The 15,830-nt window shown below is 59.6% G+C and carries 15 protein-coding genes; 5 read left to right on the top strand and 10 right to left on the bottom strand.

The window, feature by feature from the left end; translation table 11 throughout:
* The coding region (locus KFS80_RS10310) for an anti-sigma factor family protein (RefSeq protein ID WP_212544729.1) at positions 1-735 on the bottom strand (735 nt) is incomplete at its 3' end.
* Positions 732-1,238: a sigma-70 family RNA polymerase sigma factor gene (locus KFS80_RS10305; protein WP_053121724.1), complete on the bottom strand. Its 507-nt coding sequence runs from the start codon at positions 1,236-1,238 to the stop codon at positions 732-734. The genes KFS80_RS10305 and KFS80_RS10310, both read right to left, overlap by 4 nt.
* A 157-nt stretch (positions 1,239-1,395) precedes the next feature.
* Between KFS80_RS10305 and KFS80_RS10300 the strand changes: the two genes are divergently transcribed.
* Together KFS80_RS10300 and KFS80_RS10295 are read left to right on the top strand one after the other, a co-directional pair.
* Positions 1,396-2,502 carry a catalase family peroxidase gene (locus KFS80_RS10300; RefSeq protein ID WP_212544728.1) on the top strand — a complete coding sequence of 369 codons (1,107 nt, stop codon included), beginning with the start codon at positions 1,396-1,398 and terminating at the stop codon, positions 2,500-2,502.
* Entirely contained in the window at positions 2,499-3,044 is a 546-nt protein-coding gene (locus tag KFS80_RS10295; protein ID WP_212544727.1) for a cytochrome b, read from the top strand. The genes KFS80_RS10300 and KFS80_RS10295 overlap by 4 nt, the downstream gene beginning before the upstream one ends.
* A gap of 95 nt (positions 3,045-3,139) precedes the next feature.
* Here the strand turns inward: KFS80_RS10295 and KFS80_RS10290 are convergent, their stop codons facing one another.
* Complete coding sequence (locus KFS80_RS10290) at positions 3,140-4,291, bottom strand: M14 family metallopeptidase (RefSeq protein WP_212544726.1); 1,152 nt, start codon at positions 4,289-4,291, stop codon at positions 3,140-3,142.
* 23 nt (positions 4,292-4,314) lie between these two features.
* Between KFS80_RS10290 and KFS80_RS10285 the strand changes: the two genes are divergently transcribed.
* Positions 4,315-4,626: a hypothetical protein gene (locus KFS80_RS10285; protein WP_053121716.1), complete on the top strand. Its 312-nt coding sequence runs from the start codon at positions 4,315-4,317 to the stop codon at positions 4,624-4,626.
* Between the two features lie 144 nt (positions 4,627-4,770).
* Here KFS80_RS10285 and KFS80_RS10280 read toward each other — a convergent pair whose 3' ends face one another.
* Positions 4,771-5,109 carry a DUF6124 family protein gene (locus tag KFS80_RS10280; RefSeq protein WP_053121713.1) on the bottom strand — a complete coding sequence of 113 codons (339 nt, stop codon included), beginning with the start codon at positions 5,107-5,109 and terminating at the stop codon, positions 4,771-4,773.
* A 131-nt stretch (positions 5,110-5,240) separates the two neighbouring features.
* Here KFS80_RS10280 and KFS80_RS10275 point away from each other — a divergent pair, with 131 nt between their 5' ends.
* Positions 5,241-5,900, top strand: a complete 660-nt coding sequence (locus tag KFS80_RS10275) for a LexA family protein (protein ID WP_212544725.1) — start codon at positions 5,241-5,243, stop codon at positions 5,898-5,900.
* A gap of 40 nt (positions 5,901-5,940) precedes the next feature.
* On the opposite strand, the gene KFS80_RS10270 is transcribed toward KFS80_RS10275, so the two are convergent.
* The 4 genes from KFS80_RS10270 to KFS80_RS10255 all read right to left on the bottom strand — a co-directional run bounded on the left by KFS80_RS10270 (position 5,941) and on the right by KFS80_RS10255 (position 11,688).
* Positions 5,941-7,890 carry an acetyl/propionyl/methylcrotonyl-CoA carboxylase subunit alpha gene (locus tag KFS80_RS10270; RefSeq protein WP_212544724.1) on the bottom strand — a complete coding sequence of 650 codons (1,950 nt, stop codon included), beginning with the start codon at positions 7,888-7,890 and terminating at the stop codon, positions 5,941-5,943.
* Positions 7,890-8,705, bottom strand: coding sequence for a gamma-carboxygeranoyl-CoA hydratase (locus tag KFS80_RS10265; protein WP_053121779.1), 816 nt, complete (start codon positions 8,703-8,705; stop codon positions 7,890-7,892). Before KFS80_RS10265 ends, KFS80_RS10270 begins: the two co-directional genes overlap by 1 nt.
* 117 nt (positions 8,706-8,822) lie before the next feature.
* Positions 8,823-10,427, bottom strand: coding sequence for a carboxyl transferase domain-containing protein (locus KFS80_RS10260; RefSeq protein WP_212544723.1), 1,605 nt, complete (start codon positions 10,425-10,427; stop codon positions 8,823-8,825).
* Positions 10,428-10,524: 97 nt separating this feature from the next.
* Positions 10,525-11,688 carry an isovaleryl-CoA dehydrogenase gene (locus tag KFS80_RS10255; protein WP_212544722.1) on the bottom strand — a complete coding sequence of 388 codons (1,164 nt, stop codon included), beginning with the start codon at positions 11,686-11,688 and terminating at the stop codon, positions 10,525-10,527.
* A 294-nt stretch (positions 11,689-11,982) separates the two neighbouring features.
* Between KFS80_RS10255 and KFS80_RS10250 the strand changes: the two genes are divergently transcribed.
* On the top strand, positions 11,983-13,680 hold the full coding sequence (locus KFS80_RS10250) for an AMP-binding protein (RefSeq protein ID WP_212544721.1): 1,698 nt from the start codon (positions 11,983-11,985) through the stop codon (positions 13,678-13,680).
* A 667-nt stretch (positions 13,681-14,347) separates the two neighbouring features.
* On the opposite strand, the gene KFS80_RS10245 is transcribed toward KFS80_RS10250, so the two are convergent.
* A complete protein-coding gene (locus tag KFS80_RS10245) occupies positions 14,348-15,247 on the bottom strand; it encodes a hydroxymethylglutaryl-CoA lyase (RefSeq protein ID WP_212544720.1) in 900 nt (299 codons plus the stop codon).
* A gap of 149 nt (positions 15,248-15,396) precedes the next feature.
* Positions 15,397-15,795: a MerR family transcriptional regulator gene (locus KFS80_RS10240; RefSeq protein WP_007917234.1), complete on the bottom strand. Its 399-nt coding sequence runs from the start codon at positions 15,793-15,795 to the stop codon at positions 15,397-15,399.
* Positions 15,796-15,830: the final 35 nt, after the last annotated feature.

Below are 15,830 nucleotides of genomic sequence, written 5' to 3'. Positions count from 1 at the left end.
CAATGGCAGTGATGGCTTGAGTTCGATCGGGCTCACCACCGCATAGTTGTACCCGCCACCCGACCAGTACTCAGCCTGCAAATCCCCATCACTGCGGCTACCGCGCGGTAAAAAGGTGTTCTTCGGCCCCGGCGGGCGCACGTAAAAACTCACTTTGTGCCCGCTGCCATCCTCATACAGCACCATCGCCGCCGGGCCTTCGTCGGTGCTCAGCAGGCGCCCGCTGACCGGTTCAAACCCGGCCGCTTTCAGATCTGGCAAACGGCTGGCCTGATTGAAATATCGATCGAGCCAGCGCTGCATGTCGCCGTCACTGTCGACTTTGTAATCCGCCGGCAACATGCCTTGCTGGGCAATCAATCGATAGGCCTGAAGGGCGTCGGTCATCGGCAACATCGAAGAACGCACAAGGGTCATTTCCCGTGCCTGCCAACCACTGAAACCACCGATGCTGACCGCGATCAGCAACATCGCCGCACTGGCCAGATGGCGCCGTGACTGGCGTTGGCGGCGCTGACGAATCAGCGCCGGGTCAAGCTCCGGATTGGCTGGTTGCTGCAACGCGCCGCTGAGGGCCGCGCGCAGTTGCTGGGCGTCCTGTTGCCAGGCGCGCACCTGCGCGGCTTCATCCGGGTGAGCGGCCAGCCAGGTTTCCAGCACACGCCGGTCGGCGTCGCTGAGCTGGTGGTCGATGTAGGCGTGCAAATCACGCTCGCTGGGAGGCAGGCTGATCATTTGAGTATCCGCAAAGAAGGGCTGCTGATTTCGCCGTCGCTGAGTTGGCGCAAGGCCTGGCGGGCGCGGGACAGGCGCGACATCACGGTGCCGATCGGGGCGCCAAGAATCTCGGCGACCTCTTTATAAGTCAGGCCCTCGACCGAGACCATCAACAGCAGGGCGCGCTGTTCGGTGGGCAGTCGGTCGAAGGCTTGCAGGGTCGATTGGGCGATCACTGTGCGTTCGACCGAGGGTTCGGCGTCGTCACGTCCGGTGAAAAATTCGAGCATCCGCGCATAGCGCCGGGAGCGGCGATGGGCGTCGAGAAATTGCCGATAGAGGATCGCAAACAGCCAGGCTCGCAAATCGCCGTCGGCACGTTTATCGCCCCAACTCGACAGGGCGCGCTCCAGGCTCGCCTGCACCAGATCGTCAGCGCTGCTGCTGTTGCGCGTCAACGACACGGCAAAGCGGCGCAATCTGGGAATGATTTCTCTCAACTGTTCGTCGAATTCGCTCATGAAGTTCTGCTAGTCACTACGCTGTGGACTAGGGAGACGTCCGCCGTGGCAGGTTATTCCACGTTCGGAAAAATAAATACCGGGCCGTGGAATAAACCCCGACGGGGCGCGTCTTGCTGATTCTTCCTACTCGTGGCCGATGGCCCTGGAGTCGTTCATGGTTGATCGCTCATCCCCCAACGCTGCCCCGCCCGAAAGGCCGCAGCGCCCGCCCTTGAGTGCCGCGAGCCTGATCTTGCGTCTGGGCGGCATCGCCGTGGTGGTCGCCGCCGTAGCCGGGGCGTTTGCCTACGTGCATGGCAACTTTGACCCACAACGTCTGACGCCGAAAGCGCTGGTCGATGTGCTGGAAAAGAACAACGGCGTGCATCCGGGATTTCGCCGTAATCATGCCAAAGGCGTCTGCGTGATCGGCCATTTCGAGAGCAGCGGCGAGGCGCGGGTGTTCTCCACCGCCCAGGTGTTCAATGATCCGAGTACCCCGGTGGTCGGACGTTTTGCACTGCCGGCGGGCAACCCTTATGCGCCGGACAGCAGCGTGCCGATTCGCAGTCTGGCGCTGCGTTTCACTCAGGCCAACGGGCAGCAGTGGCGCACCGGGATGAACAGCATGCCGGTGTTCCCGGTCGGCACGCCCGAGGCGTTTTATCAGTTGCAACAGGCGCAGTCGCCGGATCCGGCGACGGGCAAACCGGATCCGAGCAAGGTGCCTGCCTTTTTCGCCTCGCACCCGGAAGCGGTGCCGTTTTTGACGTGGGTGAAGACCGCCAAGCCGTCGGCCAGTTACGCCACGGAAACCTATAACAGCGTCAACGCGTTTTATCTGGTCGACGCCAGCGGCAAAAAGCAGGCCGTGCGATGGAGCATGACGCCGTTGGCGCAGGATGCAGCGGGGGCGACGGCACCTGAGGGCGGCGATTTTCTTGAGAAGGATCTGGTGCAAAAACTGGCCGCCGCGCCGCTGCGGTTTCAGTTGAATATCACCTTGGCCAATCCTGAGGATCCGGTCAACGACGCCAGTAAAACCTGGCCGGCGGGGCGCAAAGTGGTCAATGCCGGCACTTTGGTGCTGGAGAAAACCCAGCCGCAACTGAGTGGCGAGTGCCGCGACATCAACTACGACCCGCTTGTGTTGCCGGCCGGGATTCAAGGCAGCGCCGATCCGTTGCTCGCCGCGCGCTCCGCCGGTTACGCCGATTCTTACCTGCGTCGCACCAGCGAAGTCAGCCAGTTGCCCGCCGCCAAACAGGAGGCTCGCCCATGAGAACTCAACCGACGCATTTCGTATTGTTGGCGCGACTGCTGCACTGGCTGATGGCGCTGATGATCATCGCCATGCTGTTTATTGGCGCGGGCATGGTGACGTCTGTTTCAGAGCGGCATGAATGGCTGATCCATCTGCACAAGCCGTTGGGCATTGCGATTCTGGTATTGGTTGTCGTGCGTCTGCTGGTGCGTTTGACCACGCGCCAACCCCCTTTGCCAGCGGATCTGCCGGACTTTCAGGTATTGGCGGCCAAGGCTTCGCATCTGTTGTTGTACACGTTGATGCTGGTGTTGCCGCTGCTCGGTTGGGCGATGATCAGCGCTTCTGACGAACCGGTGATGCTCAGCACCACGCTGCAGTTGCCGTCGATTGTGCCGGCCGATGCGCAGTTGTTTGCGTTGCTGCGCAAGGCCCATGGTTATCTGGCGTACCTGCTGTTTCTGACGGTGCTGCTGCACCTGGCGGCGGCGCTGTTTCATGGCTGGGTGCGCCGCGATGAAGTACTCGACAGCATGTTGCGCGGTCGCGATCGTCATTGATCGAGTCAGGGGGCGGGCCGGCGCGTAAAGCTACGGCCTGAAGCAAAAGATCGCAGTCAGGCTGCGATCTTTTTATTTGCGGGGAGAGCACGGGATCAGCGCAGGGTGTCGACCATGTCGGCGATGGTGGTCAGCACGTCTTTGCCCAATTGTTTCGAGCGCTTGCCCGACCAGCCGGTTTCCTTGTCGGGATGATCGTCGTGATCCTTGAACGGCATTTCCAGGGTCAGCGACAGGCAGTCGTATTTCTGGCCGACGCTGTTGCAAGCCAGGGTCATGTTGGCCTGGCCCGGTTCGTCGCGAACATAGCCGTACTTGGTCTGGAAGTCTTTGGTGGTGTGCTTGAGGTGGCTGCGGAAGTGCTCTTCGAGCTTCTCGATGCGCGGCGTGTAACCCGGATTGCCTTCGCAACCGGCGGTGAACACGTGAGGGATTTCCTCGTCACCGTGTGCGTCAAGGAAGAAATCGACGCCATACTTTTCCATCTGCTGCTGTACGAAAAGTACCTCGGGGCTGACTTCCTGACTGGCGTTCTGCCAGGCGCGGTTCAAATCCTGGCCCATGGCGTTGGTGCGCAGGTGGCCGTGGAAAGCGCCGTCCGGGTTCATGTTCGGCACCAGGTACAGATCGGCGCTGGCCAGCAGCTTGTTCAGCACCGGATCTTCGTGACGTTCCAGACGTTCGATGATGCCTTCCATGAACCATTCGGCCATGTGCTCGCCGGGGTGTTGCTGGGCGATGATCCAGACTTTGCGCTGGCCTTCAGCGCCCGAGCCTTTGCGCAGCAACTGGATGTCGCGGCCTTCGACGCTTTTGCCCGTGGCGAGCAGTTCAGTGCCGGCCTTGGTCAGCGCCTGCTCGATCAGCCAGTCGTGGCGGCCACGGCTGTACGGTTCGAAGTAGGCGAACCAGGCGTGGGTCTGCGTGGCTTCGAGGCAGAAGCGCAAGCAATCGCCTTCGAAAATGGTTGGTACGCGGAACCAGTTGACGTGATCGTAGGAGGCCACGGCTTGATAGCCATCCCAGGCTTTGTTGTAAGAGGACTGGCTGGCGTTGTTCAAACGGAACCAGTGTTCCTGACCGACGTGCAAGCCGCTGGCCTTGAAGTGGAACCACTGAAAATGGGCGCTGCGCGTGTCCGGGCGGATGGCCAGAACCGGGCTGAGCGGATTGCTGATGTCGATGACTTGGATGTTGCCGCTGTCGAAATTGGCGCTGATGTCGAACGAAGATTTGGCCACGGTCATATCGGTTCCTGATCAGGATTGTTATGGCCGATACTTTACACAAGATTGGGCTGAAACCGAGGGGAATTGCGGGGTTGTGGCGGGGGGCGTCCTCCATGACGCGGAGGCAGCTTAGAGATTATGCGATTGATTCTCAAGTGCTATTTGTCGTTAGTTTGCCCCAATGCGGCCGGGCTTGGCTTGCCAATCGATATTCTTTTGATATTATCCGCGCCATCGAATTTGCAGCACCTAAAGACTTCATTAGCCTGAAGCCACAAGCCCGAAAAACGGGTAAAAAAAAGACCCGGAAAAAATCCGGGTCAAAAACCGTGATTAGCCTGATGAGGAGATAGTCCAGAAGACCGACCTAAGGTCTCTGGTCCATCGACTGATCTCGCGACCAGCTGCATGCAATAATAATCATTATCATTTGCAAGTCAAATGTTTTTATCTGCGCGATTGGAAAATTCTTTCCTGTCCGTTCGAACCCCCGTTCCTCAGACTTCATCGCCATCCAGCGAGTGGTCGACCATCGCCCGCGCCATATCCACCATGTGCACCACTGAAAATGCCAGATCGCGACTCGCGCCTTGCAGGTTTTCTGCTGCTTTGAAAGCGGTGGCGGCGGCGCAGCGCAATAGGTCGGAGGCGTGTACCAGTGCTTCTTCGCCGCTGACATGACGGTTGACGTCGAAAAAACGCTCATCGACCTCGGGTGTCGACACAGTTGGTTTCAAGTAATAGTCGAGCGCTCGTTGCGCGGCGGCGTTGCCTTGGGGCGAGGTGAACGTGGTGTCCATTTGCAGGTCGGGCAAGTCTTTGCTGCTGATGTTCATGATGAAGGGCCACTCCTTGTTTGATTAACTGTCCGTGCTGTCAGCATAGTACGATGCGTAGTTGTGACCAGAATTTAAATACGACAATTTGTGTTTTGCTGGCCGAAGGCGTCCCGCGTAAGGTGCCGCACATGGATAAATGGATTGAGTTGGTCAAGGCCAAAATGAGTGAACTCAAAATCACTCAAACAGAGCTCGGAGAGCGTGTTGGCATGTCCCAGGGCGGCATCGGCCATTGGCTGAACAAACGTCGTGAACCGGGCGTCGCGGAGATGAACCGCGTGCTGCAAGCGCTGGGCATGGATTTTCTCGAAGTGGCGATGGTCATTCGCGAGCCGCAGCCCGTGGCGAACGACGACATGCCGCTGACGCAGAAATATAACCCTTACTTTCGCTACCCGGTGAGCGAATGGAGCGCGCCACTGCAAGCGCGGGAAAGCGCGCCGCAGCCCTATGGCAAACCCGAGGACAAGCAACGCTTCGAGCTGACGGATTATCACGCTCGCGGCGCCGCGTTCTGGCTGAGGGTGTCAGGCGATTCGATGACCGCGCCCAAAGGCACGAGCATCCCCGAAGGCATGCTGATTCTGGTCGATCCGGAGGCAGAGGCAGTCCCCGGCAAACTGGTGATCGCCCAGTGGTCGGACAGCCATGAGGCGATTTTTCGCAAGCTCGACGAAGAGGGCGGCCAGCGTTACCTGATACCGCTCAATCCGACATGGCCGAAAGCCTTGTTCACCGAGGAGTGTCGAATCCTCGGCGTGGTGGTGCAGGCAACGGCGCGCTTCTAGTCAGACCGATCCTCGCCAAGCGTAGGATCGGTCTGTTTATTCACACTGCTTCCAGTTCAACCAAAGCGCTGCCTTCGCCAACCATTTCACCTTCCTGGCAATACAGCGCTTTGATCACCCCGGCATGCGGCGCACGGATGCTGTGCTCCATCTTCATCGCTTCCAGCACCACCAGTTGCGCACCGGCTTCAACCGATTGCCCGGCCTCGACCAAAACCCGCACGATGCTGCCGTTCATCGGTGCGGTCAGACCGCCCTGATGACTGTTGCTGGCTTCCACTGCACTGATCGGGTCGTACGCTTCAACGCGACGCAACTCGCCTTCCCATTGCAGATACAGCGCATCACCCTGACGAATAGCCCGCAAGGTCCGACGCACGCCTTCGTGTTCAACAACCAGCGAATCGCCGAGCAGTTTTGCATCACCGCCAGCCCCCAGCGTCAACGCCCGATCCTGCCCCTCGCAACTCAAATGCAGGGTAATTTCCCGAGGCAAACCCGCGCGCAATCCGCTGTTCCGCGACCACGGTGAAGCAGCATCATCCGCCCGCACAACGTTCGGCAAACTCTGCGCAAACGCCTGCGCCGCCGCCTGCCAGAACCCGTCACTCAATTCGCTCGGCGCTGGCAGCAACTGCTCCTGATAGCGCGGAATAAACCCGGTATCCAGTTCCGCCGCCGCAAACGCCGGATGCGCGATGATCCGCCGCAGAAAGTTGATGTTGGTCTTCAACCCGCCAATCGCAAATTCATCGAGCATGCTCAACAAATGCAGGCGCGCCTGTTCACGATCCTCGCCCCAGGCAATCAGCTTGCCGAGCATCGGGTCGTAGAACGGCGAAATCTCATCACCTTCCTCAACGCCGCTGTCCACTCGACGCCCAGGCCCTTCAGCCGACTCGCGATACAAATCCAGACGCCCGGTGGCCGGCAGAAAATCATTCGAAGGGTCTTCGGCATACAAGCGCACTTCAATCGCATGGCCATTGAGCGGCACCTGCTCTTGGGTGATCGGCAGCGCTTCACCCCGCGCCACACGAATCTGCCAGGCGACCAGATCCAGACCAGTGATCGCCTCGGTCACCGGGTGTTCAACTTGAAGGCGCGTGTTCATCTCCATAAAGAAGAATTCGCCACGCGCATCCAGCAGAAACTCCACCGTGCCGGCGCCGACATAACCGATCGCCTGCGCCGAACGCACAGCCGCTTCGCCCATCGCCCGTCGCAGTTCTGCGCTCAGGCCCGGTGCCGGCGCCTCTTCGACGACTTTCTGATGCCGCCGCTGAATCGAGCAATCACGCTCATTCAGGTACAGGCAATTGCCATGCTGATCGGCGAACACCTGGATTTCGACGTGACGCGGTTTCAGCAGATATTTCTCCACCAGCATTCGCGAATCGCCGAACGACGACTGCGCTTCACGCTGAGCGGAGGCGAGTGCTTCGGCGAGCTGGCTGACCTCTTCAACAACCTTCATGCCTTTGCCACCGCCGCCGGCCGTAGCCTTAAGCAACACCGGATAACCGATGCGTTCGCAGGCAGTACGGAAGGTCTCGAGATCCTGCGCTTCGCCGTGATAACCCGGCACCAAAGGCACGCCGGCAGTTTCCATCAACGCCTTGGCCGCCGATTTGCTGCCCATCGCGTCGATGGCCGAGGCCGGTGGGCCGAGGAAAATCAGCCCTGCCGCTTCAATCGCACGGGCGAACCCGGCGTTCTCCGACAGAAAGCCATACCCCGGATGAATCGCCTGCGCGCCGCTGGCCTTGGCCGCCGCGATCAGTTTGTCGATTTGCAAATAACTGTCAGCCGCTTTGCTGCCGCCGAGATCGACGCGGATATCCGCTTCACGGCTGTGCCGCGCCTCGCGGTCGGTGGCGCTGTGCACCGCGACGGTGGTCAGGCCCAAGGCTTTGGCGGTGCGCATCACGCGGCAAGCGATTTCGCCACGGTTGGCCACCAGCAGGGTGGTGAGAACGGGTGCGCTCATCAACGCGGCTCCTTGGTGGTAGTTTCGGCTTGCCAGCTCGGCGGACGTTTTTGCAGAAAGGCCCGCAGACCTTCCTGACCTTCCGGACTGACGCGGATGCGAGCGATGGCATTTTCGGTGTAGCGGCGCAGCGCCGGGGTCAGCGCGCCGTTGCCGACTTCACGCAACAAATCCTTGCTGGCGCGCATGGCGGCGGGGCTGTTGAGCAGCAGATTGTTGATCCACTGTTCGACCTGTTGCTCCAGTTCAGCGGCCGGATAGCTGTCGGACAACAAACCGATTTCCCGCGCACGCTGACCGCCGAAACGTTCAGCGGTCAGCGCATAACGCCGTGCTGCACGTTCACCAATGGCTTGTACGACGAACGGACTGATCACCGCCGGCGCCAGACCGATGCGCACTTCCGACAGGCAGAATTGCGCGTCATCGGCGCCGATCGCCATGTCGCAGCAACTGATCAAACCCAGCGCGCCACCGAATGCCGCGCCTTGCACCACGGCCACGGTGGGGATTTTCAGCTTGGCGAGGTTGTACATCAGCTCGGCGAGTTCGCGGGCGTCGTCGAGGTTGGTGTGGTAATCGAGCTCGGCCGATTGCTGCATCCACGCCAGATCGGCGCCGGCGCTGAAGTGCTTGCCACGGCCGCGCACCAGCAGGAAACGCAGGCTGGCGTCGCTGGCAACTTTGTCGAGGGCGAGGATCAGTTCGCGGATCATCTCGGCGTTGAACGCGTTGTTTTTCTCTGGGCGGTTGAGCCACAGCGTCGCGAAACCGCGCGGGTCGTTTTGCAGTTCGAGGGTGTTGAAGTCGCTCATATTCATCCGTCTCCACGGTCTTTGTGGGAGCGGGCTTGCTCGCGAAAGCGGTCTTTCAGGTATCAGAGATGTCGACTGATCAACCGTATTCGCGAGCAAGCCCGCTCCCACAAAAAATCACATCCGGAACACGCCGAAGCGGCTCGGTTCGATTGGCGCGTTCAGCGACGCGGACAAGGCCAGGGCCAGCACATCGCGGGTCTGCGCCGGGTCGATGACGCCGTCGTCCCACAGCCGTGCACTGGAATAGTAGGGGTGCCCCTGCTCTTCATACTGGTCGAGGATCGGTTGCTTGATCTCGGCTTCCTGCTCGGCACTGAACGTTTGGCCGCTGCGTTCAGCCTGCTCGCGTTTGACCTGCACCAACACGCCGGCCGCTTGTTCAGCGCCCATCACGCCGATCCGCGCATTCGGCCACATCCACAGAAAACGCGGATCGTAAGCGCGGCCGCACATGCCGTAGTTACCGGCGCCGAAACTGCCGCCGATGATCACGGTGAATTTCGGCACTTTGGCGCAAGCCACGGCCGTCACCAGTTTCGCGCCGTGTTTGGCGATGCCACCGGCCTCGTATTTCTGACCGACCATGAAGCCGGTGATGTTTTGCAGGAACAGCAGGGGAATGCCGCGCTGGCAGGCCAGTTCGATGAAGTGCGCGCCTTTCTGCGCGGCTTCGGCGAAGAGGATGCCGTTGTTCGCCAGAATCGCGATCGGGTAACCGTGCAGATGCGCAAAACCGCAAACCAGCGTGGTGCCGAACAGCGCTTTGAACTCATCGAACACCGAACCGTCGACCAGTCGTGCAATCACTTCGCGCACATCGAACGGCTGCTTGGCGTCGGCGGAAACCACACCGTACAACTCATCGCTGGCATACAGCGGCGCAATCGGTGCGCGCTGTTGCACTTCGCCGAGCTTGCGCCAGTTGAGGTTGGCAACGCTGCGGCGGGCGAGGGCGAGGGCGTGTTCGTCACTCTCGGCGTAGTGGTCGGCAACCCCGGAAATCTTGCAGTGCACGTCGGCCCCGCCGAGGTCTTCGGCGCTGACCACTTCACCGGTCGCGGCTTTCACCAACGGCGGGCCGGCGAGGAAAATCGTCGCCTGATTGCGCACCATGATCGCTTCGTCGGCCATCGCCGGCACGTAAGCGCCGCCCGCAGTGCACGAGCCCATGACCACGGCGATTTGCGGAATACCCATCGCGCTCATGTTGGCCTGGTTGAAGAAGATCCGCCCGAAGTGCTCGCGATCCGGGAACACTTCATCCTGACGCGGCAGGTTGGCGCCACCGGAGTCCACCAGATAAATGCACGGCAAACGATTCTGCTGAGCGATGGTTTGCGCGCGCAGGTGTTTTTTCACGGTCAGTGGATAGTACGAACCGCCCTTCACCGTCGCATCGTTGGCGACGATCATGCATTCGACGCCTTCAACCCGGCCGATCCCGGCAATCACACCGGCCGCCGGCACGTCTTCGCCATACACGGCGTGGGCGGCCAGTTGGCTGATTTCCAGAAACGGTGAGCCCGGATCGAGCAAACGGTTGATGCGTTCGCGCGGCAGCAGTTTGCCTCGTGAGGTGTGACGTTCCTGGGCTTTCGCGCCACCACCCTGCGCCACTTGGGCGAGCAGGGTGTGCAGGGCGTCGACCTGTTTGAGCATCGCCGCGCTGTTGGCGGCGAACTCCGCTGAACGAGGATTGAGCTGTGTATGCAGAATCATGGCTTACTCCGTAAGCAGCTACGAGTTGCAAGCTTGGAGCGGCAAGTTAAAGCTGTTCTCTTGCAGCTAGAAACTTGCAGCTCGCAGCTGACGAAATTTATTTCGTTTCGTTGAAGAGTTCGCGACCGATCAGCATGCGACGGATCTCACTGGTGCCGGCGCCGATTTCGTACAGCTTGGCGTCACGCAGCAGACGGCCCGCCGGGAATTCGTTGATGTAACCGTTACCGCCGAGAATCTGGATCGCGTCGAGCGCCATTTGTGTGGCGCGCTCAGCGGTATAAAGGATTACGCCGGCGGCGTCTTTGCGCGTGGTTTCGCCACGCTCGCAGGCTTGGGCAACGGCATACAGATAAGCTCGGCTGGCGTTGAGTTGGGTGTACATGTCGGCGACTTTGCCCTGGATCAGCTGGAACTCGCCGATGCTTTGACCGAACTGCTTGCGGTCATGGATGTACGGCACGATCAGATCCATGCACGACTGCATGATCCCGGTCGGGCCGCCAGAGAGCACGACTCGCTCGTAATCGAGGCCGCTCATCAACACTTTCACACCGCCGTTGAGCACGCCGAGAATGTTTTCTTCCGGCACTTCGACGTCATCGAAGAACAGCTCGCAAGTGTTGGAGCCGCGCATGCCGAGCTTGTCGAACTTGTTGCTGCGGCTGAAGCCTTTCCAGTCGCGTTCGACGATGAATGCGGTGATGCCGTGCGGGCCTTTTTCCAGATCGGTCTTGGCGTAGATCACGTAAGTGTTGGCGTCAGGGCCGTTGGTGATCCAGGTTTTGCTGCCGTTGAGGACGTAACGGTCGTCGCGTTTGTCGGCGCGCAATTTCATCGAGACCACGTCGGAACCGGCATTCGGTTCGCTCATCGCCAATGCGCCGACGTGCTCGCCGCTGATCAGTTTCGGCAGGTACTTGGTTTTCTGTTCGTGGTTGCCGTTGCGGTTAATCTGGTTGACGCAGAGGTTCGAATGCGCGCCGTAGGACAGCGCCACCGAGGCCGAGCCACGACTGATTTCTTCCATCGCCACCACGTGTGCCAGGTAACCCAGACCCGCGCCGCCGTACTCTTCCGGCACGGTAATGCCGAGCAGGCCCATGTCACCGAATTTGCGCCACATGTCGGCGGGGAACAGGTTGTCGCTGTCGATCTGCGCCGCACGCGGGGCGATCTCCTTGGCGACAAAGGACTGAACCTGATCGCGCAGCATGTCGATGGTTTCACCGAGGGCAAAATTCAGGGATGGATAGCTCATGGGTCACCTTTTGGCTTTTTTGTAGGGTGGGGAGGGCGGTCACTCGGCTCTCACCTTTACGTTAACGTAAGCCTGTGACGAATGGCTGTCAATCACCCTTTACGTTAACGTCAACTTGAGCGAGAGTAGGGGCAGTTCAAGATTGAAAGCTGATTAGTTTTTGTAGGAGTGAGCCTGCTCGCGATCGCGTCGTGTCAGTCGACGTAAGTGTTGACTAATGGATCGAGATCGCGAGCAGGCTCACTCCTACAAGTGACCGTCGGCAACCCATAAATAAAGACAATAGGGGTCGTCATGGATCAACCCAGTGCAAACCCGCGGCGCAGCTACACCCGTGGCTCACAGGACAAAGCCTTGCTGGCGATGACCATCGGGCAGAAGTTCGATCACACCGTCGCGCAATATCCCGACGGCGAAGCGCTCGTCGTGCGCCATCAGCAGTTGCGCTACTCATGGCGGCAATTGGCCGATGCCGTCGACGTGCACGCCAGAGCGCTGCTCGCCTTGGGTTTACAGGCCGGCGATCGCCTCGGCATCTGGGCACCGAACTGCGCTGAGTGGTGCATCACCCAGTTCGCCACGGCGAAAATCGGTGTGATCCTGGTCAACGTCAATCCGGCCTACCGCAGTTCCGAACTGGAATACGTGCTCAAACAATCCGGCTGCCAATGGCTGGTCTGCGCCGGCGCGTTCAAGTCGTCGAACTACCACGGCATGTTGCAAGGATTGGTACCAGAACTGGCCGAACAATCCATTGGCCAAATGCGCAGCGAGCGCCTGCCGGAATTGCGCGGGGTGATCAGCCTCGACGCGCAGCCGCCATCAGGTTTCCTGCCGTGGTCACAATTGACCGACATGGCGGCCAGCGTCACCCCGCAACAACTCAGTGAGCGCAGCAACAGCCTGCACTTCGATCAACCGGTAAACATTCAGTACACCTCCGGCACCACCGGTTTCCCCAAAGGCGCGACCCTCAGCCACTACAACATCCTCAACAACGGTTACATGGTTGGCGAAAGCATTGGCCTGACCCCGCACGATCGCCTGGTGATCCCGGTGCCGCTGTATCACTGCTTCGGCATGGTCATGGGCAATCTCGGCTGCATCACCCACGGCAGCACGATGATTTACCCCAACGACGCGTTCGATCCGTTGCTGACCCTGCAGACCGTCGCCGAAGAAAAAGCCACCGGCCTCTACGGCGTGCCGACCATGTTCATCGCCATGCTCGATCAGCCGCAACGCGCCGAATTCGATCTGTCGAGCCTGCGCACCGGGATCATGGCCGGCGCCACCTGCCCGATCGAAGTGATGCGCCGGGTCATCAGCGAGATGCACATGAGTGAAGTGCAGATCGCCTACGGCATGACCGAGACCAGCCCGGTGTCGCTGCAAACCGGCCCGAACGATGAGCTGGAGCTGCGCGTGACCACCGTCGGTCGCACCCAGCCGCAACTGGAAAGCAAGATCATCGACGATGCCGGTAACCTCGTGTCGCGCGGCACCATCGGCGAACTGTGCACCCGTGGTTACAGCGTGATGCTCGGCTATTGGCAAAACCCGCAAGCCACCGCTGAAGCTATCGATGACGCGGGCTGGATGCACACCGGCGACCTGGCGAGCATGAACGAGGAGGGTTACGTCAACATCGCCGGGCGTAACAAGGACATGATCATTCGCGGCGGCGAGAACGTTTATCCGCGTGAGCTGGAAGAGTTTTTCTTCACTCATCCGGCGGTGGCGGACGTGCAGGTGATCGGCATTCCGTGCTCGCGTTACGGCGAGGAGATTGTCGCCTGGATCAAATTCCATCCCGGCCACAACGCCTCCGAGCTGGAGTTGCAAACCTGGTGTAAGGAACGCATCGCGCACTTCAAGACGCCACGGCACTTCAAGTTCGTCGAGGAGTTTCCGATGACGGTGACGGGGAAGATCCAGAAATTCAGGATGCGCGAAATCAGCATCGAAGAGCTTCGCGAAAAGCACGCCTGACGAATATCCAATGTAGGAGTGAGCCTGCTCGCGATAGCGGTGTACTAGTCAATATTTTCATCGACTGACACGACGCTATCGCGAGCAGGCTCACTCCTACAAGGGATACGCGTTGAAAACTGGAATCACAGAAAGCACAAAGGGGAGCCGAGGCTCCCCTTTAATTTTGTCGTCGCGTGCTCTTTTTTATTATTGAGGGTCGGTCTGTTGTTGTTTTTGGCAACCGTGGCCCTTTACCGCTGTTTTTGGCGACCCCCATCCGGGGTCAAGAGCAAACGTATTTTTTTGAGCGCTGATCTGCTTTCTCGTTAAACGATCCAACCGATTCGGGAGCTACCTGAAGGTAGTTTTATTGTTCTCTGCCCGGTTGCGGGTCACTCCTGAGAGCACCCTGAAAAGCACACCTTCTCCAAAAAAATCTGTTAGCTGCGTCTCTGCCGTGTTGTTTTTGTTATGTCAGAGTCGGTACGTCTTATTTTTATTGGTTTGCTGCTTTTATTCTTGTTATGCCATAGAGATAGCATTACGCGTGCCAACTTTTAAAAAGCCTTGTAAATCAATGGCTTGTGATTTTGTAGGATTTTTCAATCAGGCCAATCCAGACAATTTGTTTCCGTGTTACTCGCTTAAGCCCACATTTCAGACACAGCGGTAACACCATCCCCCCTCACTGTGCGCTGCGCGCCTTCGCCACGCGCGAACCGCTCGGGCGACCGAGCACCGCGCTGATCTGCTGACCCGCGGCAATCAAGGCGTCCAGGTCGATTCCGGTCTTGATACCGAGGCCGTTGAGCAGGTACACCACGTCTTCGGTAGCAACGTTACCGCTCGCACCTTTGGCGTACGGACAGCCGCCGAGGCCCGCGATAGAGCTGTCGAACACCGAAATGCCTTCGAGCAGACTGGCGTAGATGTTGGCCATCGCCTGACCGTAAGTGTCGTGGAAATGTCCGGCGAGTTTGTCCCGTGGCACCTGCGCTGAAACCACTTCAAACAAGCGGCGAGTCGCGCCAGCGGTGCCGGTGCCGATGGTGTCGCCCAGCGAAACCTCGTAGCAGCCCATCGCGTACAGCTCGCGGGCGACCATCGCCACTTGCTCCGGCGCGACCGTGCCTTCGTACGGGCAGCCGAGCACACAGGACACGTAACCGCGCACGGTAACGCCGTGTTGCTTCGCCGCATCCATGATCGGGGCGAAGCGCGCCAGGCTTTCGCTGATCGAGCAGTTGATGTTGCGCTGCGAGAAGGCTTCGGACGCGGCAGCGAACACCGCGACTTCCTTGACCCCGGCAGCGATGGCATCTTCAAAACCGCGCAGGTTCGGTGCCAGTGCGCCATAAGTCACGCCGGGTTTGCGCTGGATCTGCGCGAACACTTCAGCGGAACCGGCCATTTGCGGCACCCACTTGGGCGAAACGAAACTGCCGACTTCTATATAGCCAAGGCCCGCGGCGCTGAGCGCATCGACCAGTTGCACCTTGTCGGCGACGCTGATGGGCTGGGCTTCGTTCTGCAGGCCATCGCGCGGGCCGACTTCGATCAGGCGTACTTGGGAGGGGAGTGACATGGGCTGACCTGCTCAAATTTCTGAGTGAAATGAGGAACCCTTGTAGGAGCGGGCTTGCTCGCGAATGCGCTGTATCAGAAACATATTTGTCGACTGGTAAATCGCATTCGCGAGCTAGCCCGCTCCCACAAGGGATGGTGTTCGATCCGTTAGATCGCCTGCTGGCTCTTGAGGGTTTGTTCAAGCGCCTGCACGCAGCGCTCTTCAGCGGTATCAAGCTCCAGTTTCATCTGTTCGATATCCAGCAACTGCTGCTCCAGTTGCTCGCGGCGCTCGGTGATTTTCGCCAGCATGCTGTTGAGCTGTTTGGTGTTACCGCTGGACGGGTCGTAGAGTTCGATCAGTTCGCGACATTCGGCCAAGGAGAAGCCGATGCGCTTGCCCCGCAGGATCAGCTTCAGGCTGACCTTGTCGCGCGGCGAGTAGATGCGTTCCTGGCCACGGCGCTCAGGGCTGAGCAGGCCTTGCTCTTCATAAAAGCGGATCGCCCGGGTGGTGATGTCCAGCTCGCGGGCGAGGTCGGAAATGCTGTAAGTCTGGCTGCTCATGGAAGCGCTCGGAAAAAGGTCTTGGCGCTAAGCTA

The organism is Pseudomonas rustica, from assembly GCF_018336155.1.
Taxonomy (GTDB): domain Bacteria; phylum Pseudomonadota; class Gammaproteobacteria; order Pseudomonadales; family Pseudomonadaceae; genus Aquipseudomonas; species Aquipseudomonas rustica.
Note: the sequence above shows the minus strand (reverse complement) of the source record. Positions and strands in the feature narration are given on the sequence as shown.